This is a genomic window from Dactylosporangium sp. NPDC049140 (genome assembly GCF_040648435.1).
The window spans coordinates 130,057-150,761 of the sequence record NZ_JBEZDS010000003.1; the positions used below are offsets into that span (position 1 = coordinate 130,057).

The 20,705-nt window shown below is 73.9% G+C and carries 20 protein-coding genes; 9 read left to right on the forward strand and 11 right to left on the reverse strand.

Annotated features, from left to right (window positions below):
- Positions 1-11: 11 nt before the first annotated feature.
- Positions 12-440: a MarR family transcriptional regulator gene (locus AB0B76_RS06855; RefSeq protein WP_360370571.1), complete on the reverse strand. Its 429-nt coding sequence runs from the start codon at positions 438-440 to the stop codon at positions 12-14.
- Positions 437-1,864, reverse strand: a complete 1,428-nt coding sequence (locus AB0B76_RS06860; protein WP_360370574.1) for an MFS transporter — start codon at positions 1,862-1,864, stop codon at positions 437-439. Before AB0B76_RS06860 ends, AB0B76_RS06855 begins: the two co-directional genes overlap by 4 nt.
- A 225-nt stretch (positions 1,865-2,089) precedes the next feature.
- Here AB0B76_RS06860 and AB0B76_RS06865 point away from each other — a divergent pair, with 225 nt between their 5' ends.
- From AB0B76_RS06865 to AB0B76_RS06895, 7 genes are all read left to right on the forward strand, one after another.
- Positions 2,090-3,073, forward strand: a complete 984-nt coding sequence (locus AB0B76_RS06865) for a LacI family DNA-binding transcriptional regulator (protein WP_360370576.1) — start codon at positions 2,090-2,092, stop codon at positions 3,071-3,073.
- Positions 3,074-3,092: 19 nt separating this feature from the next.
- The gene (locus AB0B76_RS06870; RefSeq protein ID WP_360370579.1) at positions 3,093-4,304 is read left to right on the forward strand and encodes an extracellular solute-binding protein; all 1,212 of its coding nucleotides are present in this window, start codon (positions 3,093-3,095) and stop codon (positions 4,302-4,304) included.
- Positions 4,301-5,338 carry an ABC transporter ATP-binding protein gene (locus AB0B76_RS06875; protein ID WP_360370582.1) on the forward strand — a complete coding sequence of 346 codons (1,038 nt, stop codon included), beginning with the start codon at positions 4,301-4,303 and terminating at the stop codon, positions 5,336-5,338. The genes AB0B76_RS06870 and AB0B76_RS06875 overlap by 4 nt, the downstream gene beginning before the upstream one ends.
- Entirely contained in the window at positions 5,338-6,210 is an 873-nt protein-coding gene (locus AB0B76_RS06880) for an ABC transporter permease subunit (RefSeq protein ID WP_360370585.1), read from the forward strand. Before AB0B76_RS06875 ends, AB0B76_RS06880 begins: the two co-directional genes overlap by 1 nt.
- Complete coding sequence (locus AB0B76_RS06885) at positions 6,207-7,040, forward strand: ABC transporter permease subunit (RefSeq protein WP_360370588.1); 834 nt, start codon at positions 6,207-6,209, stop codon at positions 7,038-7,040. Before AB0B76_RS06880 ends, AB0B76_RS06885 begins: the two co-directional genes overlap by 4 nt.
- Position 7,041: 1 nt before the next feature.
- Complete coding sequence (manD, locus tag AB0B76_RS06890) at positions 7,042-8,250, forward strand: D-mannonate dehydratase ManD (RefSeq protein WP_360370591.1); 1,209 nt, start codon at positions 7,042-7,044, stop codon at positions 8,248-8,250.
- Positions 8,251-8,314: 64 nt separating this feature from the next.
- Positions 8,315-8,452, forward strand: a complete 138-nt coding sequence (locus tag AB0B76_RS06895) for a hypothetical protein (RefSeq protein ID WP_360370594.1) — start codon at positions 8,315-8,317, stop codon at positions 8,450-8,452.
- 43 nt (positions 8,453-8,495) lie between these two features.
- Here the strand turns inward: AB0B76_RS06895 and AB0B76_RS06900 are convergent, their stop codons facing one another.
- The 4 genes from AB0B76_RS06900 to AB0B76_RS06915 form a co-directional block, all read right to left on the reverse strand.
- Complete coding sequence (locus AB0B76_RS06900) at positions 8,496-10,124, reverse strand: copper resistance protein CopC (protein ID WP_360370597.1); 1,629 nt, start codon at positions 10,122-10,124, stop codon at positions 8,496-8,498.
- A 61-nt stretch (positions 10,125-10,185) separates the two neighbouring features.
- Positions 10,186-10,377, reverse strand: coding sequence for a CsbD family protein (locus AB0B76_RS06905; protein WP_360370600.1), 192 nt, complete (start codon positions 10,375-10,377; stop codon positions 10,186-10,188).
- A 77-nt stretch (positions 10,378-10,454) separates the two neighbouring features.
- Positions 10,455-11,447 (reverse strand): aldo/keto reductase family protein, encoded by a 993-nt coding sequence (locus AB0B76_RS06910; protein ID WP_360370603.1) that lies wholly within the window; start codon positions 11,445-11,447, stop codon positions 10,455-10,457.
- Positions 11,447-12,085, reverse strand: coding sequence for a helix-turn-helix domain-containing protein (locus AB0B76_RS06915; RefSeq protein ID WP_360370606.1), 639 nt, complete (start codon positions 12,083-12,085; stop codon positions 11,447-11,449). The genes AB0B76_RS06910 and AB0B76_RS06915 overlap by 1 nt, the downstream gene beginning before the upstream one ends.
- 32 nt (positions 12,086-12,117) lie before the next feature.
- Here AB0B76_RS06915 and AB0B76_RS06920 point away from each other — a divergent pair, with 32 nt between their 5' ends.
- Together AB0B76_RS06920 and AB0B76_RS06925 are read left to right on the forward strand one after the other, a co-directional pair.
- Positions 12,118-12,834 carry an SDR family NAD(P)-dependent oxidoreductase gene (locus AB0B76_RS06920; RefSeq protein ID WP_360370609.1) on the forward strand — a complete coding sequence of 239 codons (717 nt, stop codon included), beginning with the start codon at positions 12,118-12,120 and terminating at the stop codon, positions 12,832-12,834.
- An 81-nt stretch (positions 12,835-12,915) separates the two neighbouring features.
- Entirely contained in the window at positions 12,916-14,067 is a 1,152-nt protein-coding gene (locus AB0B76_RS06925) for a molybdopterin molybdotransferase MoeA (protein ID WP_360370612.1), read from the forward strand.
- Between the two features lie 726 nt (positions 14,068-14,793).
- Here AB0B76_RS06925 and AB0B76_RS06930 read toward each other — a convergent pair.
- The 5 genes from AB0B76_RS06930 to AB0B76_RS06950 are packed head-to-tail and all read right to left on the reverse strand — an operon-like array spanning position 14,794 to position 20,669.
- A complete protein-coding gene (locus AB0B76_RS06930; protein WP_360370615.1) occupies positions 14,794-15,183 on the reverse strand; it encodes a hypothetical protein in 390 nt (129 codons plus the stop codon).
- 13 nt (positions 15,184-15,196) lie between these two features.
- The gene (locus tag AB0B76_RS06935; protein ID WP_360370618.1) at positions 15,197-17,797 is read right to left on the reverse strand and encodes a hypothetical protein; all 2,601 of its coding nucleotides are present in this window, start codon (positions 17,795-17,797) and stop codon (positions 15,197-15,199) included.
- The gene (locus AB0B76_RS06940) at positions 17,790-18,923 is read right to left on the reverse strand and encodes a hypothetical protein (protein WP_360370620.1); all 1,134 of its coding nucleotides are present in this window, start codon (positions 18,921-18,923) and stop codon (positions 17,790-17,792) included. The genes AB0B76_RS06935 and AB0B76_RS06940 overlap by 8 nt, the downstream gene beginning before the upstream one ends.
- Complete coding sequence (locus AB0B76_RS06945; RefSeq protein WP_360370623.1) at positions 18,920-19,966, reverse strand: protein phosphatase 2C domain-containing protein; 1,047 nt, start codon at positions 19,964-19,966, stop codon at positions 18,920-18,922. The genes AB0B76_RS06940 and AB0B76_RS06945 overlap by 4 nt, the downstream gene beginning before the upstream one ends.
- The gene (locus AB0B76_RS06950; RefSeq protein WP_360370626.1) at positions 19,953-20,669 is read right to left on the reverse strand and encodes a VWA domain-containing protein; all 717 of its coding nucleotides are present in this window, start codon (positions 20,667-20,669) and stop codon (positions 19,953-19,955) included. The genes AB0B76_RS06945 and AB0B76_RS06950 overlap by 14 nt, the downstream gene beginning before the upstream one ends.
- Positions 20,670-20,705: the final 36 nt, after the last annotated feature.

Below are 20,705 nucleotides of genomic sequence, written 5' to 3' on the forward strand. Positions count from 1 at the left end.
GGTCACCTTCGTCAGGGCCGAGGGTTCTCGGCGGTCAGGTCCGTGAGGATCCGGGTGAGGGCGGCCAGGCGGTCGGCGTCGAGGGCGAGGAGCGCGGCCGGCGGGTCGGTGATGATGCGGTGCGCGGTCGCCGCGGCCTGTCGTCCCTTGTCGGTCAGGCTGACGAGCTTGCTGCGTTTGTCGTCGGGGTGGGCTTCCCGGCGCACGAAGCCGCGGCGCTCGAGCCGGTCGACGGCGACGGTGGCGGCGGACGGGTCGACGTCGAACGCCCGCGAGATCTCGCGCAGGGTCATCGGCGCCCGGGCCAGACTGATCAGCAGTTCGGCCTTGTCGTTGCCGATGTCGAGCTCGGCGTGCAGGGCCCGCCGCCGGTCCGCGCCCTGCACGAAGGCCTGCATGGCGGCCCACGCCGCGCGGGCCAGGTCGTTGTCGGAACTCATCGGATCGCCTCCACAACAGGGGGATTGAGCCGCGGGCCGCCGCGTTGCGCCCGGGTCCGGGCCCAGCGTCCGGTCGAGAGCAGGCCGAGCGGCACGGTCGCGATGCCGCAGCCGGCGAGGACGGCCCAGGCGGTGTGGCCGGCGGTGACGAAGCCGGCCGAGCCGCCGGCCACGATGGCCCCGCAGACGGCGACGCCGATCGCGGCCCCGGTCTGGCGGCAGGTCGAGGCGATCGCGCCGGCGACCCCGGCCTGATCGCGGGGCAGGCCGGACAGGGCGGTGTGCGTGATCGGGGTGCTGACCAGGCCGGAACCGGCGCCGAAGAGCAGGTAGGCCAGGACGAGGTACCACAGCCTCGTCGTCTCGGTGGCGCCGATCAGCAGTCCCGTTCCCGCCGCGAGCAGCAGCCCGGCCAGTACGAGCGCGGGGCGGGGGCCGCGCGCGGCCACGACGCGACCGGAGACGAGCGAGAACGCCGCGAGCGCGGCGGCCATCGGAATGGTCAGCAGGCCCGCCTGCAACGGGCTGTACCCGCGGATCTCCTGCAGGTAGAGCGTGTTCAGGAACAGGAACCCGCCGAGCGTCATCAGCGCCACCACCGAGATGACCGCGGCCCCGGAGAAGGCGGGGGAGCGGAAGAACCGGATGTCGACGAGCGGCTCGGACCGCCGGCGTTCGGCCCCGACCAGCCCGGCCGCCGAGACCGCGGCGAGGGCGAGCAGCCCGACGATCAGCGGCGAGCCCCAGCCGTGGCGGGGCCCTTCGATTATCGCGGCGGTGACCGGTCCGATGACGGCGACGACCAGCAGCTGCCCGAGCGGGTCGAACCGCCGGCCGCGGGCGGCCCTGGACTCGGGGACGAACCGCTGGGTCAGGTAGATGGCCAGCGCCCCGATCGGGACGTTGACCCAGAAGATCGAGCGCCAGCCGAGGCCGGAGACCAGCAGACCGCCGAGCACCGGACCACCGGCCAGGCTCAGGCCCGCCACCGCGCCCCAGGCCCCGACCGCCCGGGCGCGCGCGGCCGGCTCGGTGAACGTGTTGGCGATGATCGACATGGCGACGGGGTTGAGCATCGATCCGCCGACCGCCTGCAGGGCGCGGAAGGCGACCAGCAGCCCGAGGGTGGGCGCGACGCTGCACAGCAGGGAGCCGAGCGAGAACAGCGCGAGCCCGGCCTGGAACACGCGCCGGCGCCCGAACCGGTCGGCCAGGGAGCCGGAGAGCAGGAGCAGGCCGGCGATGACCAGCGTGTAGGCGTCGATCACCCACTGCAGGCCGCTGACCTGTGCGTCCAGCGCCCGCCGGATGGAGGGGAGGGCGACGTTGGCGATCGTGACGTCGAGCCCGGCGACGAAGACACTCAGACAGCAGGTCAGCAGGACAACGGCCGGCCCGCGGGTCGTCCCCGGGGAACTGTTCATATAGTAGTTGTAGCTCATCAACTACTATTCGCCAAGCCCTGCCGTGTGCCGGCGGCCGTGCGGAGGGCGCATCCCGGCGCGACTCCGGTCGGCCTGAATGCGCTGGCGAAGATCTTGAGGGGGTTTGGGTGGAGCTTGCTCCCCCAACGCGAGCGAAGCGAGCCAGGGGATTGACAAGATTATGAAAAGGTTTGCAGACTTCACGGTGATCGATGGGAGGCTTCGATGGTGGTGACGATCAAGGACGTGGCGCGTGTCGCCGGGGTTTCGGCGTCCACTGTCAGCCGGTCGCTCGCCTCGCCCGATCTCGTGCGTGAAGACACCCGCCTGCGCGTGCAGCAGGCCGTCGCCGCGCTCGGCTATCACCCCAACCGGGCCGCCCGCGGGCTGATCACCGGGCGCACCGGCAACCTCGGGCTGCTCGTGCCCGACCTGGCCAACCCCTTCTTCCCCGGCGTCGTCAAGGGCGTGCAGGCCCGCGCCCGCGAGTTCGACTACGCGGTCTTCCTCGCCGACACCGACGAGGACCCCGCCGCCGAGGCCGGCCTGGTGCGCAACCTCAGCAAGCAGGTCGACGGGCTGATCCTGTGCTCGCCGCGCATGAGCGAGGACGAGGTGCGCGCGCTGACCGGCGACACGCCGATCGTGCTGCTCAACCGGCGCGTCGGGCGGGTCCCGTCGGTCACCACCAACAGCGCCGACGGGCTGCGGCACGCGGTCGGGCACCTGACCGCGCTCGGGCACCGCCGCGTGGCGTACGTGCCCGGGCCGAAGGCGTCCTGGTCCAACCGGGAACGCCTGCGGGCGCTGCGCCAGGCCTGCACGGAGGCCGCCGTCGAGCTCGTCGAGACCGGCAACGTGGTGCCGCGCTTCGCCGGTGGGGTCGCCGCGGCCGACCAGGTGCTCGCCACCGGGGTCACCGCGGTCCTCGGCTACAACGACCTGGTCGCGATCGGCATGCTCAGCCGGTTCGCGGCGCGCGGCGTCGCCGTGCCCGGGCGGATCAGCGTCATGGGCTTCGACGACATCGTGCTCTCCGAGATGGTCAGCCCCGCGCTGACCACGCTCGCCCAGCCCAAGGAGCAGACCGGCCGCGCCGGCGTGGACCTGCTCCTGCAGCTGCTCGAGAACCCGGCGCACCCGATCCAGCGCCGGGAGCTCGAGTCCCATCTCATGGTCCGCGACAGCACCGGACCAGCGAATCCCTAGCGCCAGAAGGGAATCCGCCATGTTCCTCCCGAAACGCGCCAGCGTCCTGCCGAAACGCGCCACCGTCCTGCTCGCCACCCTCGCCTTCGTCGCCGCCTGCGGTGCGCCCGACAAGCCCGCCGGTACCACCGCCGAGAGCGGCGGCACCGTGCCCGACACCCCGAGCGCGCCGGTCAGCCTCAACATCCTCGATGTTGCCGGCGACCTGCAGCTCACCCAGGGCATGATCGACGAGTTCACGCAGAAGAACCCGAAGGTCATCTCCAAGGTGACGTACTCCAAGGCGACCGCCCCCGAGCTGGCCGGGAAGATCAAGGCGCAGCAGGACGCCGGCCGCGTCGACATCGACGTCGTGCTCACCGGGGTCGACGGCCTCGCCGCCGGCATCGACCAGAACCTGTGGCTGCCGATCTCGGGCAAGGTGACGGCCGACTACCTGCCGGGCGCCCAGGCGATGCAGAAGCTGGCCGGCGAGTTCGGCGTCACCGTCACCTACTACCCGTCCGGGCCGCTGATCGAGTACCTGCCGGCGAAGGTCCCCAACCCGCCGAAGACCGCGGCGGACCTGCTGGCCTACGCCAAGGCGAACCCGGGCACGGTGCAGTACGCGCGGCCCGCCAACTCCGGGCCCGGCCGCACGTTCCTCATGGGCCTGCCGTACCTGCTCGGCGACAAGGACCCCAAGGACCCGGTCGCCGGCTGGGAGAAGACCTGGGCCTACCTCGCCGAGCTGAACAAGTACGTGACGCTGTACCCGTCGGCGACCAGCGAGACGATGAAGAGCATCGCCAACGGCTCGGCGAAGATCATCGTCAGCACCACCGGCTGGGACATCAACCCGCGCGTGCTCGGCCAGGTGCCCAAGGAGGCCGCGATCGGCTCGCTGCAGGGCTTCCACTGGGTCACCGACGCGCACTACGTGACCGTGCCCAAGGGCGTCTCGGCCGACAAGCAGTCCGCGATCCTGCTGCTGCTCAAGTCCATGCTCACCAAGGAGCAGCAGGCCAAGGCGTACGACAAGGGGTACTTCTACCCGGGCCCGGCGGTCAAGGACGTGCCGCTGTCGATGGCGCCCGCCGACAGCCAGAAGGCGATCGCCGACTACGGCCGGCCGGAGTACGACGCGCTGATCGCGAACAACCCGCTGGAGACGCCGCTGGACGCCAAGGCGCTGGTGGCCGCCTTCGACAAGTGGGACCGTGAGATCGGTGGCGCGAAGGTGAACAAATGATCCGTCTGGACGGCGTGACCCGCAGGTTCGCGGGTCACGCCGCACTGGCGAACCTCGACCTCGAGATCGAGCGCGGGGAGTTCATCGCGCTGCTCGGGCCGTCCGGCTGCGGCAAGACCACGGCGCTCAACTGCCTGGCCGGGCTGCTGCCGTTGTCGGAGGGGCGCATCTGGCTCGACGACCGGCGCCTCGACACGCTCCCGCCGGAGCGGCGCGGCTTCGGCATGGTGTTCCAGAACTACGCGCTCTTCCCGCACCTGAGCGTGCGCAGCAACATCGCGTTCGGGCTGCAGATGCGCCGCCTGCCCCGGGCCGAGGTGCGCACCCGCACCGACGAGGCGCTCCGGCTGGTGCGCCTGGAGGAGCACGCGGCGAAGCTGCCCGGCCAGCTCTCCGGCGGCCAGCAGCAGCGGGTCGCGATCGCCCGCGCCATCGTCGTGTCCCCGTCGCTGGTGCTCATGGACGAGCCACTGTCCAATCTGGACGCCAAGCTGCGGCTGGAGATGCGCACCGAGATCCGGCGGCTGCACCAGCGCCTCGGCCTCACCACCGTGTACGTCACCCACGACCAGGAGGAGGCGCTGTCGCTCGCCGACCGCCTCGTGGTGCTGCGCGCCGGGGAGGTGCAGCAGATCGGCACGCCGGAGGAACTGCACGACCGGCCGGCCAACGCGCACGTCGCCGACTTCATGGGCTTCCGCAACCTGCTGCGGGCCCGGGCCGAGCACGTCGCGGGCGACCAGGTCGGCATCAGCGTCGAGGGCGTGTCGTTCACGGGCACCGCGGTGGGCGACATCCGCCCCGGCGACGCGGTGGTCGCGGCCGTCCGGCCCGAGCATCTCGTCCCGGGCGAGGAGGGGCTCCGCTGCGTCGTGGACGTCGTGGAGTACCAGGGCCGGGAAATGGCCGTCGAGGCGCGCACCGGCGACGGGCTCCTGCTGCACCTGCGCACCACCGCCCGGCTCGCGCCCGAGGACCCGATCGCCGTGACCTCCAAGCACATCCTGGTCTACCCGGCGGAGGGGGAGGGCTGATGGTCGCGCTCCGCCACCGGCTCGCCGAACGCGGCGTCGACCGGCAGCTGTGGCTGCTCGCCCCGGCCGCCGCGTTCGTGGTGCTGCTGTTCATCTACCCGTTCGCCTACGGCGTCGGGCTGTCGTTCCAGCCGGACAAGGGCGGGCCGTTCGAGGCGTACCGCAGCTTCTTCGCCGACGCCTACGACCGCGACACGATCTGGACGACGCTGCGCATCGCGCTGCCCGCCGCCGTGCTCAACGTCGCCGCGTCGGTGCCGATCGCGTACCGGATGCGCGGCCGCTTCCGCGGCAAGCGGGCCGTCACCACCCTGCTCGTCGTGCCCATCACGCTCGGCACCGTGCTGACCGCCCAGGGCCTGCTCAACTACCTCGGCCCGACCGGCTGGCTCAACCGGACGCTGCTCGACGCCGGGGTCATCGACACCCCGATCCGGCTCGTGCACAACTCCTGGGGCGTGTTCCTGTCCCTCGTCATCACCGGGTTCCCGTTCGCGTTCCTGCTGGTGCTGTCGTACCTGTCCGGCATCGACCCGACCCTGGAGCGCGCCGCGGCCACCCTCGGCGCCGGCTGGTGGCAACGGTTCCGGCGCATCACGCTGCCGCTGCTCGCACCGGGCCTGGCGACCACGTTCTGCCTGACGTTCGTGCTGGCCTACAGCGTCTTCCCGTCCGCGGTGCTCGTGGGTGACCCGGCGGGGGAGACCCGGGTCATCGCATACGCCGCCTGGCAGGCCCGCTACCAGCACTACGACTACGCCCAGGGCTCCGCCATCGCCATCGTCATGGGCCTCGTCGAGCTGATCGTGATCGGGATCGTGCTGGGCGGCCGCTCCCTGCTGTACACCGGACCGACGGGAGGCAAGGGATGAGCCGCCGGATCGTCGCCCGCCCCGCGGCCTGGCTGGTGTGGGGCGCCGTCATCTTCTTCATGCTCAACCTGGCCGGGGTCGTCGGCTCGGTGCTGGTGAGCTCGTTCGGCAAGCAGTGGTTCGACACCTGGCTGCCGCAGGGGTTCACCACGCAGTGGTACAGCCAGGCCTGGGACGAGTTCGACCTGCTGCACGTGCTGCTGGTGACCCTGGAGGTGTCCCTCGCCGTCGTCGTGGTCTCCCTGCTCGTGGGCGTTCCCGCCGCCTACGTGCTCGCCCGGCGCCGCTTCCCGGGGCAGCGGGTGGTGTACCTCGCGTTCCTGCTGCCGATCCTCATGCCGCCGATGACGTACGGGATCCCGCTGGCGACGGTGCTGTACAAGTACGACCTCGCCGGTCACCTGTCGGGCGTCATCCTGGCCAACCTGGTGCCCTCGGTGCCGTTCGTCATCCTCACCATGACCCCGTTCATCGAGCAGATCGACCCGGGCATCGAGCGCGCGGCCCGCATGTGCGGCGCCGGCACCCGCCAGGTGTTCACGCGCATCCTGGCCCCGCTGCTCGTGCCCGGCATCCTCGCCGCCTCGATCCTCGTGCTGGTGCGTACGATCGGCATGTTCGAGCTGACGTTCCTCACCGCCGACGAGGAGTCGTCCACCTTGGTCGTGAAGCTCTACGCCGAGATGGCCTCGCCCGGCATCCGCGCCCAGCAGTCCATCGACGCGATGGCGGTCGTGTACACCGCGACCATGCTCGTGCTGCTCGTGCTGGCGCTGCGGATCGTCAACCCGACCCAGCTCGTTGCCCGAGTCAAGGAAGAGGTCGACTGACGTGCGCATCGCCGACGCCCGGGTGATTGTCACCTGCCCCGGCCGGAACTTCGTCACCCTGAAGATCGTCACCGACGACGGTGTCACCGGGGTCGGCGACGCCACCCTCAACGGCCGCGAGCTCGCCGTGGCCGCCTACCTCACCGAGCACGTGATCCCGGCGCTCATCGGCCGGGACCCGGCCCGGATCGAGGACACCTGGCAGTACCTGTACAAGGGCGCGTACTGGCGGCGCGGCCCGGTCACCATGTCCGCCATCGCCGCCGTCGACACCGCCCTGTGGGACATCAAGGGCAAGGTCGCCGGGCTGCCCGTCTACCAGCTGCTGGGCGGGCGCAGCCGCGAGGGCGTCACGGTGTACGGCCACGCCAACGCCGAGACCGTCGACGACGTGCTCGCCGAGATCGCCCGCTACGCCGACCTCGGCTACCGGGCCGTGCGCGTGCAGACCGGCGTGCCCGGCCTCGGCACCACCTACGGGGTGAGCAAGGACAAGCTGTTCTACGAGCCGGCCGACGCCGCCATCGCCTCGGAGGCGACGTGGTCGACGGAGGCGTACCTCAACCACGTCCCGAGCGTCTTCGCGCAGGTCCGCGCCGAGTTCGGGCCGGGGCTGAAGCTGCTGCACGACGTGCACCACCGGCTCACCCCGATCGAGGCGGCCCGGCTCGGCAAGAGCCTCGAGCCCTACGCGCTGACCTGGATGGAGGACCCGGTCCCGGCCGAGCTGCAGGAGGGCTTCCGGCTCATCCGGCGGCACACCACCACCCCGATCGCCGTCGGCGAGGTGTTCAACACCGTCTGGGACTGCGAGACGCTCGTCCGCGAGCAGCTCATCGACTACATCCGGGCCACGGTCGTGCACGCCGGCGGCATCACCCACCTGCGCCGCATCTTCGACCTCGCCGGGCTCTACCACGTGCGCACCGGCAGCCACGGCGCCACCGACCTGTCCCCGGTGTGCATGTCCGCGGCCCTGCATCTCGACCTGGCCGTGCCGAACTTCGGGCTGCAGGAGTACATGCGCCACACGGCCGAGACCGACGCCGTGTTCCCGCACGGGTACCGCTTCGAGGGCGGCTACCTGCACCCGTCGGAGGAGCCCGGCCTCGGCGTCGACATCGACGAGTCGCTGGCCGCCGAGTACCCCTACCGGCCGGCCGCCCTGCCCGTGAACCGGCTGCTGGACGGCACGATGCACTCTTGGTGACCCGGTAACCCTCAAGGCACCCGTCCTGCAACCGATGGGGCGGGTGCCTTGAGGGGTGAGCGGCATGTCGGGGTGGCTGGCGAACCGGACCGTGCGCACGAGGATCCTGCTCGTGGTCGCCGTCCTGGGCGTGGTCGCGCTCGCCGGCAGCGCCGTCGCGTCCCTGCGCCTCAGCCAGGTCAGGTCGACGGCTACCAGGTGACGGTGGAGGTCCTCGAGGGCATCCCGCCGCGCCGGGACCGAGCTCAGCGGACCGGTACGTCGGCGGTGACCGTGGCCTGATCGAAGTCGGACACCCGCAGCGTGATGCTGAGCCGCCACCGTCCCGCCATCGGGAACGTGATGTTGCCGAGGCCCTGGTTGCCGGTGACGGTGAAGACCGGGTTGGGCATCGGCTCGATGCCGCGCTCGGGCAGCGACGCGGTGACCGTCCACTCCACGACCGGCAGCGGCTTGCCCTCGGGCGAGTAGACGAACGCGTGGAAGCTGTTGTACTCGCTCACCTCCGCCGGGTACACCTCGAACTGCACCGCATAGAGCGGGCTCGTCAGCGTGGTCGCGAACCCCTGCGCCTGCGCCGCGGCCTGCGCCTCGACCCCGGCCGTGCGCCCCGGAGCGAGCTGCACCAGCACCGCGCTCGCGGCGAGCACCACGGCCGCGATGCCCGCCTCGACGCCCACGGCCCGGCGCAGCCGCCCGGGCCGGCCGCGCTGGACCATCCGCCGCGACCAGGCCGCCACCGCGAGCACGGCGGCCACGAGGCCGACCTTCACGAGCAGCGTCCGGCCGTACGCGCTGGAGCCGATCGCCGCCCATCCGCCCATCTGCACGACCGCCTGCAGCGTGCCGGCGGCGACGAGCCAGTACACCGACGCCATCGCCCACCGCGACCAGGACGGCAGGATCAGGCGCAGCTCCCGCGGGTCGGCGCGGCGCAGCACGACCGCCCGCAGGCCGGCCAGCCCGCCCAGCCACAGCCCCATGGCACCCAGGTGCACCACATCCGCGCCGACCAGCAGCCCCGCGAACGGCGACGCCACCGGGTGCCCGGCCAGCGGCCACGTCACCAGGCCGGCCGCGGCCGTCACGAGCAGCGCGAGGCCGAGGCGCCGGCCCGGGCGGCGGCGCAGCCGGGCCACGAGGATCGCGGCGACGGCCAGGGCGGCCAGCCGGCCCAGCATCGCCAGGCCGAACGGGCTGAGCACCACCTCGCGCAGCTCGGCGGGGGAGACGTCCAGCAGCGCCGCCCCGGACGCGGCCGGGGCCTGCAGCCACAGCCCGGCGACGGTGCCGCCGGCGATCGCGGCCACCCCGGCCCGGGCCAGGCGCAGCAGCGGGCGGCGGGGGAGGCGGCGCGGGTACCACAGCGCCAGCATCGCCGCGGAGCCGACGAGCAGGACGAGGCCGGCGTAGCCGGCGTACTTCGCGACCGGCACCGCCACCCGCACGATCGGGTCGGTGCCGATCGGCTCGGTGCCCGCCGCGGGCGTGGACGGGGCGCCGACGGAGAACGTGAACGACCCCGACACCGGGTGGCTGTCGCCGGAGATGACCCGGTAGCTGACCACGTAGGTGCCGGTGGGCCGGTCGACGGCGCGCAGCCGGATGGTCAGGCCGTCGCCGGCGGGCGCGGGATCGCCGTCGTCGATGCGCTTGCCGTCCGGGGCGACCACCTGCGAGCGGCCGGGCACAACGCGGACGGGCTCGTTGAAGGTGAGCCGGATCTCGGCGGGCGCGGAGGCGACGAGCGCGCCCGGCGCGGGGCTGGACGTCGTCAGGACGGCGTGCGCGGCGGCGGGCCGCGCGGGCGCGACGAGCACGCCCAGGACACCGGCCAGCACCGCCAGCAGCCACCACGTCGTCCGCCCGCTCACGGGGAGGGTACGGAAACGGCCCCGCCGAGGTTCAACGGGGCCGTTCGCGAATTTCGGACGCTCAGCTGAGCGCGTCCTTGACGTCGTGAGCGGCGTCCTTGACCTTGTCACCGGCCTGCTTGACGTTGGCCTCGTCCTGGTCCGCACGCCCCTCGGCGCGCAGGTCCGGGTCGCCGGTGGCCGTGCCCCAGCTCTCCTTCGCCTGGCCCTTGGCCTCTTCCGCCTTGTGCTCGACCTTGTCACCGAAGCTCATAGTCGTCTCCCAGTGTGATTGCGAAGTCTCCCGCTGATATGGGTGCCCGAATCGACCTGGGTCAAACGGCCAAGGGTTCAGCGGTGCAGTACACCCTCCTGGGCGAACGGGGCCAGGGTCGGCTCGGTGATCGGCACGTCGCCGAGCGCGGCGTCGATGCGGGCGAGCACGTCGTCGTCGAGGTTCACGCCGGCCGCGGCCGCGTTCGCGTGGACCTGCTCGGGGCGCGACGCGCCGGTGATGGCCGAGGCGACCTCGGTGCGCCGCAGCACCCAGGCCAGCGCGAGGGTCGGCAGCGTGACGCCCAGCCCCTCGGCGATCGGCACGAGCCGCTGGACGGCCTCGAGGAACTCGTCGCGCAGCACGAGGTCCTTCGACGCGTTCATCGAGTCACTGGCGAACCGCGATCCGGCCGGGATCGGCTGCCCGGGCTTGTACTTGCCGGTGAGCACGCCCTGGGCCAGCGGCGACCAGACGATCTGGGAGATGCCGTTGCCCGCGCTCAGCCCGAAGACCTCGGCCTCCGGGGCCTGCCACAGCATGGAGTACTGCGGCTGCGACGACACGAACAGGTCGGGCCCGGCGATGTCGATCGCGGCCCGGATCTGCTCGGGCGTCCACTCGCTGAAGCCGAGGTACCGCGCCTTGCCCTGGCTCACCACGAGCTGCAGCGCCTCGACGGTCTCCTCGATCGGCACGCTCGTGTCGAACCGGTGGGCCTGGTACAGGTCGACGTGGTCGGTGCGCAGCCGGCGCAGCGAGGCGTCGATCTGCTTGGCGATCTGGTCCGCCGAGAGCCCCTGGTCGGTGTCGGACATCTGGCCCCACACCTTGGTGGCGAGGATGTACGAGTCGCGCGGGTGCCCGGACAGGATCGCGCCCCACGCCTCCTCGGCCGCGCCGCGCCCGTACACGTTCGCCGTGTCGAAGAAGTTGATGCCGGCGTCGAACGCGGCCTCGGTGCAGGCGCGGGTCTGGTCGGCCTCGATCCCCCCGGCGTACGTCAGCCACGAGCCGAGCGAGATCTCCGACACCTCGAGGTCGGAACTGCCGAGCTTACGAAATCGCATCACATCTCCAGCATCGATCGGTGTACTTGCGCGGCCGTCATCGGGGGCTCCGGCAGCGGGGCGCCGGCCGCCCGGGCCCGCAGGCCGTCGAGGTTGATGGCCAGGGCCCGGCGCCAGGTGCGCGGGGCGGCGGCCGCGGTCGCGCGCACGATCGTGGCCGTCGACCAGAACAGGTACGCCAGGTCCTCGGCCGTGCAGTCGGGCCGCACCGCCCCGGCGCGCTGGGCCCGCTCCAGCAGCCCGCGGGCCTGGTCCATCTGCGCGTCGCAGATCGCGGTGAGCGCCTCGGCGTCGGGGAAGCGGCGGCTGACGGCGTCGTTGAGGGCCGGGTTGCCGGCCTGGAGCTCGCAGACCAGCGTGACGTACAACGTCAGCGCCTCCCACGGGTCCTCGACCGTCTCGGCGCGGGCGAGCGCGTCGCGGACCCCGGCCTCGACCAGGGCGGGCATCACGGCGTCGATGAGCGCGTCGCGGCCCCGGAACCGGTTGTACAGCGTGCCCGGGCTCACTCCCGCCCGCTGCGCGATCTCCTCGAGCGGCACCTGCAGGCCGCGCTCGCGGAACGCCTCGGCCGCGGCCACCATCAGCCGCTCCAGGTTGCGCTGCGCGTCACGGCGCAGCCGTACCCCCTCCGTCACGCCCCAAGCCTACGGGGCGTAAGTTGAGGGCTATGTCAACTTCCAGGACGATCGCCGTGTTCGGCGCCGGGACCGGCCTCGGCACCGCCGTAGCGCACCGCTTCGGCCGCGCCGGGTATCGCGTCGCGCTCGTGGCCCGCACCGCCTCCCGCCTCGACACGCTTGCCGGCGAGCTGGCGGCGCAGGGCATCGAGTCCGCGGCGTTCCCGGCGGATCTTTCCGACCCGGCGGCGGTACCGGACCTGCTCGCCCGGATCGAGGACCGCCTCGGCCCCGTGGACGTGCTGGAGTACGCCCCGATCACCACCGACCTGTTCGCCTCGACGGCCGCCCTGGACGCGGCCGGCATGCAGCACCACCTGAACCTGCACCTGCTGACCCCGATCGAGCTCGTCCGCGCCGCCCTGCCGGGCCTGCGAGCACGCGGCGACGGCGGCATCCTGCTCGTGCAGGGCATCTCCGCGCTCAACCCGATGCCACGCCTGGGCGGCCTCGGCCCGGCGATGGCGGCCGCGCGCAACTGGGTCCTCGCCCTCAACGCCGAGCTCGCCGGCGCCGGCGTCTACGCGGGGGTCGTACACGTCGGCGCGATGGTCACGGGCAGCGCGGGCCACCGGGCGATGACGTCGGGCGCCCTCGGCGACGGCATCGACGTGTCGAAGATCCCCCAGGTGGACCCGGCCGACATCGCCACGGCCCTGTGGGACCTGCTCGCCACCCGCGACCGGTCCGAGCTCCTGCTGCCCTGACCGGGGTCCTCACAGCGCCGCAACGACGGTCGAGAGGCCTTGGTAGCGGCGGCGACACCCTGGTGTGGTGCAGTGCGGGCAATGTCGACGACGCGCACCACCGCCTGGTCCGACGCCCACGCCACGGCCTGGGGCGCGGCCGGCCCGCTCGCGCCGGCGCTGACGGCGATCCGGTGCGCGGCCGGGCAGATCCTGGCCGCCCCGATCGTCGCGGCCACCCCGGCACCGGCGTTCGACGCGGCGGCGATGGACGGCTACGCGGTGTCCGGGCCGCCCCCATGGCGGGTAGTCGGGCAGGTGCGGGCCGGCGGGCCGCAGCTCGCCCGGCTCTTTCCGGGCTCGGCGGTCGAGATCGCGACCGGGGCGCGGGTGCCGGCCGGGTGCGAGGGCGTGGTGCCGTACGAGGACTGCCGCCGCGACGGCGAGACCGTGGCCGGCGCGCTGGCCGGCGCGCACATCCGCCGCGCGGGCGAGGACGCGGCCCGCGGTGACGTGCTCGTGCCTTCGGGCCGCCCGGTGACGGCGGCGGCCGCGGGCCTGGCCGCGCAGACGGGCGTCGAGCGCGTCTGGGTGCATCCGCGCCCGGTCGTCGACGTGCTCGTGACCGGCGACGAGGTGGTGCTGCGCGGCGTGCCCGGCGCCGGCCAGGTACGCGACGCGTTCGAGCCGCTGCTGGGCGCGGTGGTAGCGCGGGCGGGTGGCGAGCTGGGCGCGTACCGGTCCGTGCGCGACGACCCGGCGGCGCTGAGCGCAGCCCTGTCCACGTCGGCCGCCGACGTGGTCGTGGTCACCGGATCGTCCTCGGCCGGCGCCGCCGACCACCTCCGCGCGGTGCTGGACGCGGGCGCGTCGACCTGGCACGTCGACGGCGTAGCCTGCCGCCCCGGCCACCCGCAGGCGCTCGCGAGCACGCCGGACGGCCGGTGGGTCGCGGGCCTGCCCGGCAACCCGTACGCGGGCCTGGTCGCCGCCCTCACGTTGCTCGAGCCGCTGCTGTCCACCCAAGCGGGCCGCCCCCGCCGCCCACTGCCGTCGGCACCGGTGCACGGCACCGCCGCGGTCCACGCCGCGCGGTCCCGGATCGTGCCGGTCGCGACCACGGGGGATGGCGTGCGGATCGTGCCGGGCGCGCGCTCGGCGAGCCTGCGGGCGGCCGCGACCGCCGACGCCTTGGCCGTTCTCGACGGCGGCTGGACGACGGGCGCCGCCGCCCCGCTGCTCATGCTCCCGTGACCGATTTCCACACGACAGGCGCCGGGCTCAACCGGCGGGACCGGGCATTCGGCCGGTTCGCCCGGCGATTCCGAGGGCGTCGGCGCGAGAGCGTCGCGGGCCCGCTGCGCAAAATACGCGTCCGCCGCTTCAACGCTGCCGAACTTGTCGCAAAGCTTCTTCCGATGCCGCTCTTCAAGCCCCCAATCGCGACGCCGCCGGTGTTCCTTCCGAAACTTCTCACCAGCAGGCGAATAATTACGCCGCCGAGTAGCGTCATACATAGCAGTAATCTCGGCCCGACTGAACAACCCCCGCTGCCCGAACACATATCGATTATCCCAAAGAACGGAAGCAAACAGGATCCCGTTTCAAATAGCGCGAGACAGGAACCACCGAATGACGACCCGCACGAACCCGCGGCAAACAACGGCCAAGAGGCATAACCGCAAGCAACAACGAACAGGGACCACGCTTACCCGTTGCGGGAGCCGGAGGCCCCCGCGCACCATCGGCCGAGCGTCGTTTGTCAGCCCCCCGTCCAGGTAAGCAGCCGCGACTCAGTCGAACAGCGCGAGCGATGTACCAGGCCGGCCACGCGCGGAACGGGGCCGGCAGGGGCGTCGTGCGCGTCGGTGAAGGCGCCGCGGCCGGACCGGGCGACCTCGTCGACCAGGTCGAACGGCGCGATCGGAACAGCACCCAGGGCCGGGCCCGACGTACCGTAGGGTCTCCCGTCCGGGGACCCTACGGCGGCGGCGGGCCGAGCCGCTCCGCGCGGGTCTCGACGAGCCGCCGCAGGTGTTCGTGCGCCGCGGCGGCCTGCAGGCTCCGCAGCGCCGTGGCCACGTCCGTGTCGGTGACGAACGACGGCTCGACCGGCGGCGCGAACAGCCCCGAGCCGGTCACCGCGAGGGCGTCCGGGTCGGCCGGCACCCGGTAGGGCGTCAGGCCGGCGGCCGCCGGCTGCGGGCCCTCCTCGATCTGGCGCAGGGCCGCGCGGAGGCCGTCCTGCCGGGCCGCGCTGTCGTCGTCGGCCCGGACCGCCTTGAGCCGCCGGGCGAGTGCCTCCCGGGCCTCGTCCGGGGTCGCCCCGAACATGATGCCCAGCACGAGGTACGGGTTGCGCCGCTCCATCAGGCCGCTCCGCTCATGCCAGGTACCCCCGCAGCCGTTTGATCATGAAGGCCCAGTGCTCCAGTCGCTCGCCGACCTGCCCGAGCAGGCGCTCGTCGACCGGGAGGCCCGCGGCGAGTCCGGGGTAGCGGCGGCAGCGCTGCAGGTGCCGGCGCTCGAACTCGTCGAGCAGGGCCAGCCGCCGGGCGACGTACGCCTGGTTCTCCGTCCAGGTCATGGGCGTGGTCCGGTCCAGCTCCTTCCACTCGCGGGCGACGAGGCCGAGGAAGTCCTCGCCCTCGTTGATGCCGGCCGCCATCGCCTTGGCGAGGCAGTTGGCGAGCACCGCCGCCGTCGTGGGGTCCGAGGCCAGGCCCTGGCGGTACCGCCGGACCGGGGTGAAGACGACGAGCTCCTCCAGGTCGCGGGGGAGCCGCCCGGACGCGGAGATGCGCTGCCGGCCGGCCGCCGCGGCGAGCTGGATGCGCAGGTTCGGCTCCAGCACGTCGCGTTCCGTGATGGTGGCGATGGCCGGGAGGGGGTCGGCCGCGGGGTCCAGGTCCTGCTCGACCAGCTCGATGAGCACGCCCTGCAGCCAGGACCGCTCGGCGACGAGCCAGGGCGGGCGGGCGCCGGCGGGCCACGCCGCGGCCAGCCCGGCCGCGGCGTCGGCCAGCGCGCGGGTGGTGCGCCGCGGCTCGAGCGCGGCCCGCAGCTGGAAGTAGCGCACCATCGGCTGCGGCGAGGGACGCTGCTCCAGCAGCCAGCCGCGGTCCCCGGCCAGGGTCAGGTGCAGCAGCTCGTAGCGCAGGTCGTCGTCGAGGCCGGGCAGGGCCAGCGCGCCGCGCACCATCGCGGTCAGCGTCGCCGGGGCCTGCTCGCCGGCGTCGGCCGCGCGCCCCAGCTCCAGCGCCCGCACCAGGGCGGCGCGGCGCAGCCGGGCGTCGCCGGTCAGCTGCATGACCCGGGCCAGCAGCGGCAGCGCCGCCGGGGCGCCCCGGTCCTCGGCGACCAGGGCCGCGTTCACCGCCAGGCCGGCGGCCGGGTGCAGCGCCAGCGCCTCGTCGAGCAGGGCGGCGGCGCGGTCGGCCCGGCCCCGCTGCCACTCCGCGTACGCCATGAGGTTGAGCGCGGCGGCCCGGGTCCGCGCGTCGGCGGCGTCGCGGGCCACCGGGCCGCCGGCGGTGACGGTGTCGTTCCAGCGGCCGGCCTGCAGCAGGGCGTGCATCCGGCACAGGTCGGCCCACAGCCCGAACTGCGGGTGGCGGGCCCGGACGTCGTCGGGTACGACGACCTTGCCGGCGATGACGTTGGCCTGGAACCGGGGCCAGGTCGACGGGTCGGCGGCGACCTCGGCGGGCGCCGGCCGGGTGACCGGGAAGTTCAGCGAGAGCCCGTCGGCCAGCCCGAGGGCCCGCTGCGTGGACGGCCGCAGCTCCTCCTCGTGCAGGTGGCCGGTGCGGGCGTAGGCGCGCAGCGCGCGGTAGTGCCGGACCGCCTCGTGGTCGCCGGGCAGCCGGCCGAGGGTCTCGTCGTCGCCGCGCACGTAGGCCCGGCGGGCGCGCTCGGCGGTGAACCCGGCCCGCGCCAGGGTTGCATCGTCGGCGTCGCCGGGTTGCAGCCGGGAGCGCAGGTGGGCCCGGACCGTATCGGGCAGGGGCACGTCCGGTGGCACGGCGGTGACCGCGCCCGTGGTGACGAGCCGGTCGATCAGCGCGAGCGGCAGCAGGCGCAGGATCGCCGGGTCGACCGCCGTGCGGTCGTGGACGCCGTGCAGGTAGGCGGCCAGGGCCCGGACCCGCGGCCCGGCCCCGGCGCCGGCGTCGAGCGGCGGCGCGGCCGCGTGGATCGCGTCGGCGACGGCGGCGCCGGTGCCGGCCCGCCGGGCGTACTCGCGCAGGACCGGCAGCGCCCGGGCGTGGTCGGGGCCCAGCACGGCGAGCAGGGCGCGGGCGTCCGGCGAGGCCGCCGCGAACGGGTCCAGCAGGGCCATCGCCTCCGCCGCCGCGGCCGGGTCCCGGCGCAGGTCGGCGACGCGGAACAGCAGCAGCCCGACGCGCGCGCGGTAGCCCTGCGCCGGCAGCGCCCGCAGCCGCGCGAGCAGCGTCGCCAGGTCGCCGGTCAGCGCCGCCGCCCGCGCCTCGTACCAGGCCCACTCGCTCCCGGACAGCCGCAGCCCGGGCCGGCGCGGGCGCCCCATCACGGCGACGTCGACGGCGGCGCCGCGGCGGGTCCCGAGGCCGGCGCCGGCCAGCCGGTCCGCGATCGCGCTCACCTCGTCGGCGGTCCAGCGGGCCTTGAGCGCGCCGGTGCCGCGGGCGAGGGCGACGGCCCAGAGGCGTCCGGGGGCTCCGGCGGCGCCGGCATCATCGATCGGTACCGTCGGCAGCCGGTCGAACTCGCCGGCTCGGAGGGGTACCAACTCCGGCTCTTTGTCCCGGATCAGCACGGTGCCGTCGCGCTCCTCGACCGCGACCGCGGGCCGGGCCAGCAGCCGGCTCCCGCGCAGGACCACCCGGCCCACGCGGGCGGCGCCGAAGTCCGGCGGATCGAGCGCGGTGGCGCATTCGGGGCAGGCCGGGCCGGGCGGGACCGGATCGGCTCCGCAGGCGCGGCACCACCGGTCGTCAGCCATGGCGACGATGCCAGCCGCTGCCCGCGACGAAGACCCAGTCGCCGACCACCTGCCCGTCGACCGGGCCGTCGGTGGACGCGGGCGCGCGGGCTCCGCTCGAGCCCGCGCGGGCCGCGGCCGGGGCGGCGCCGGCCGGGCGGGCGGTGAGGTCGTCGAGCGAGTCGCGGGGGTGGAACGCCTCGTACCAGGCGCGCAGGGTGGGGCGGTCGTCCGGGTCGTCGGCGAGCGAGTGCCGCAGCAGGTCCGCGGCGTCCGGGCCGAGCCGCCGCCGCAGGACGCGCTGGGCCGCCGCCGGGTCCCGGTTGAGCGAGCGGCCCCGGCCGTGGTCGAGGATCCGCACCACCAGGAGCCCGAGCTTGTACACGTCGGTGCGCTTGCTCTGGGCCGTCACCGCGTCCGGGTGGACCGACCCGCCCGAGGCATGGAAGCGGTGGAGCGCGGCCAGCGCCTCGGGCGGCTCCCACTGCGGCGTGTGCGGCTGGCTGCTGAAGGCGGAGCGCGTGCCCTCGACCCGCGCGCTGTCGGCGTCGAGCACCAGCACGCCGACCGGCCTCGGCACCGGGTCGTAGACCAGGTTCTTTCCGGAGATGTCGCCGATCACGATGGCCTGGCGGTGCATCATCGCGTAGGTGGCGACGATGCGGCTGATCAGCTGCAGCCGGATCTCCTCCGCGATCGGCACGATGCCGATGCGGCGCATGGTCTCGTCGTCGCCGAAGAGCTTCTCGGCCTCGCGCGTCACCAGCGTCGGCGGGCCGGAGCGCCGGATGACGCGCTGGAAGTATCGGTACGGGATCAGCGGCATGACGATCCCGACGGCCGCCCCGTCGTCGTTGACCACCACGCGCAGCGGCCAGACGATCCGCTCGTCCCACCGCGCGTGCAGCTCGTGCGGAAGCCTGTGCTGCCGGAAGGCGACCAGGGACCGCAGCCCGGGGGTCAGGGCCTCGCCGGCCTTGAGCAAGGTCTTGCGCTTGTACTCCTTGTAGACCAGTCCGTCCGCGGAGCCGGCGCCGAGCCGGACCGGGGGCAGGTCGGGCAGCCCGTAGACGAACGCGGTGCCGCCCCGGCCGAGCGGCTCCAGGGTGCCCAGGTCCTTGCGGTGCAGGGTCAGCGTGTCCGTCATGATCCGCCCTCCGCCGCGTCCGCCCAGATGACGACGGCCGTGCGGTCGTCCGTGAACGACTTGCGGTAGAACCCCAGCTGCTGGGCGAACCCGAGCAGGTCGGGCGGGGTGCGCCACTGCTCGGCCAGGAACCGCCCGACCACGCCGCCGCCCGAGCCGAGCGGGTCGCCGAGGCCGTCGGTGATCACCACGATGGCCTGGCCGGTGCGCAGGACCCGCGCCAGCGGCACGACCCGGACCGCGCCCGGCAGCGGCTCCACGGCCGAGGACGCCACCGCCGCGCCGTCGTTCTTCACCGCGGCGAGCGGCGTCCACTCGTCGCCGTCGAGCAGCAGCGCGGTCGAGTCGCCGGCGAGGACCGCGATCGCGGCCGGGTACGCGCCGTCCGCATCCGGCGCCGTGCTGACCGCGAAGACGACGGCGGTCGAGGACATGACCTTGCGCGCGTCGCCGTCGGTCCACACGGACTCCTCGAACCGGGCGAGCTTCGCGGCGTCGCCCTCGCGGGTGAGCGACTCGCGGACGGCCGCGCGGGCCTTCTTCGACACGGCCGCGTTCGCCTCGTCGACCAGCTCCGCCCACGGCAGCACGGTCGCGACGACCCGGGCCCAGTCGCCGGCGGCCGCGGCCGGCAGCGCGGACAGCGCGCGGGCCAGCCGCGCCGTGGTCTCCTGGCACACCAGGTCCGCGGCCTCGTGGGAGAGCGGGCCCTCCGACACGCCGTCGGCGACGCAGCCGACCAGCCAGCGCCGGTCCGGGGTGGGCCGCAGCAGGTAGGCGTCCTGCCGGGGCGCGCCGAGCTGCTGGTGGCCGAGGCCGCGCTGGCTCGACGCCCGGTAGGCCAGGCCGCCGAGGTGCCCGCCGTCGATGACGGTGTCCGGGCGGGTCCCGGCCCGGCCGGCGGGCGGGGCGGGCATGATCTCGGGCTGCCGGCCCGCGTCGCCGACCACCCAGCGGCCGTTCTCGTGCCGCCACCAGCCGGCCGGCCCGGCGTCGCCGCGCTCCGGGGCGGCCGCGGTCGCCGGGGCCTCAGATCCAGTCATCGAGGTCCTCGTCGTCCGGCGGCATGAAGCCACCGCTCTGCCCGGCCGAGCTCACGGACGCGGCGGAGGCGATGATGCTCGCCAGCAGCGCCTCGGTGACGCGCGCGATGGCGGTCCGCGGATCGACGTCGACGGACAGGTAGCTGCGCATCGCCTTGCCGCCGGTCTTCGGGAAGATCCAGCGGTCGAGCGCCTCCTTGGTCGCCGTGCCCACCCCGAACGGCAGGATGTTGGGCCGCGCCGGGAACGACGGGTCGGTGAGCTCGTCGAACGCCGCCTGGACCTCGAACTCCTCGTCGGTGGGCTCGCCGTCGGTGATGAAGAAGACGGCCGGCCGGTACACCCGCAGGTTGTCGCTGCGCAGCTGGGCGAGGTCCCGCTCGATCTCCTGCCGCAGCAGCCGGAACGCCGCCGCATAGGAGGTGCGGCCGCGGGTGGTGAAGGTCGGCAGGGCGGTTTGTACGTCACGCAGGTCGCCCAGGCGCAGCAGCACCCGCGCGTCGTCGGCGAAGTCCATGGCGCCGAACCGCACCAGGTCGCCGAGCATGGGGCTGCCGTCGATCGCGTCGGCGACCTGGGGCAGGATCTTGTTGACCTCCTCGATCGCGCCCGAGAACTGCATCGACTGCGAGACGTCGACCACGACGTAGAACGCGAGGACGAGGATCCGGTTGTCCTCCGTTGCTCTTCGGTTCTCGGTCACCGTGCTTCCCTTCCGGCCAGGCGTTCAGGCGATGGA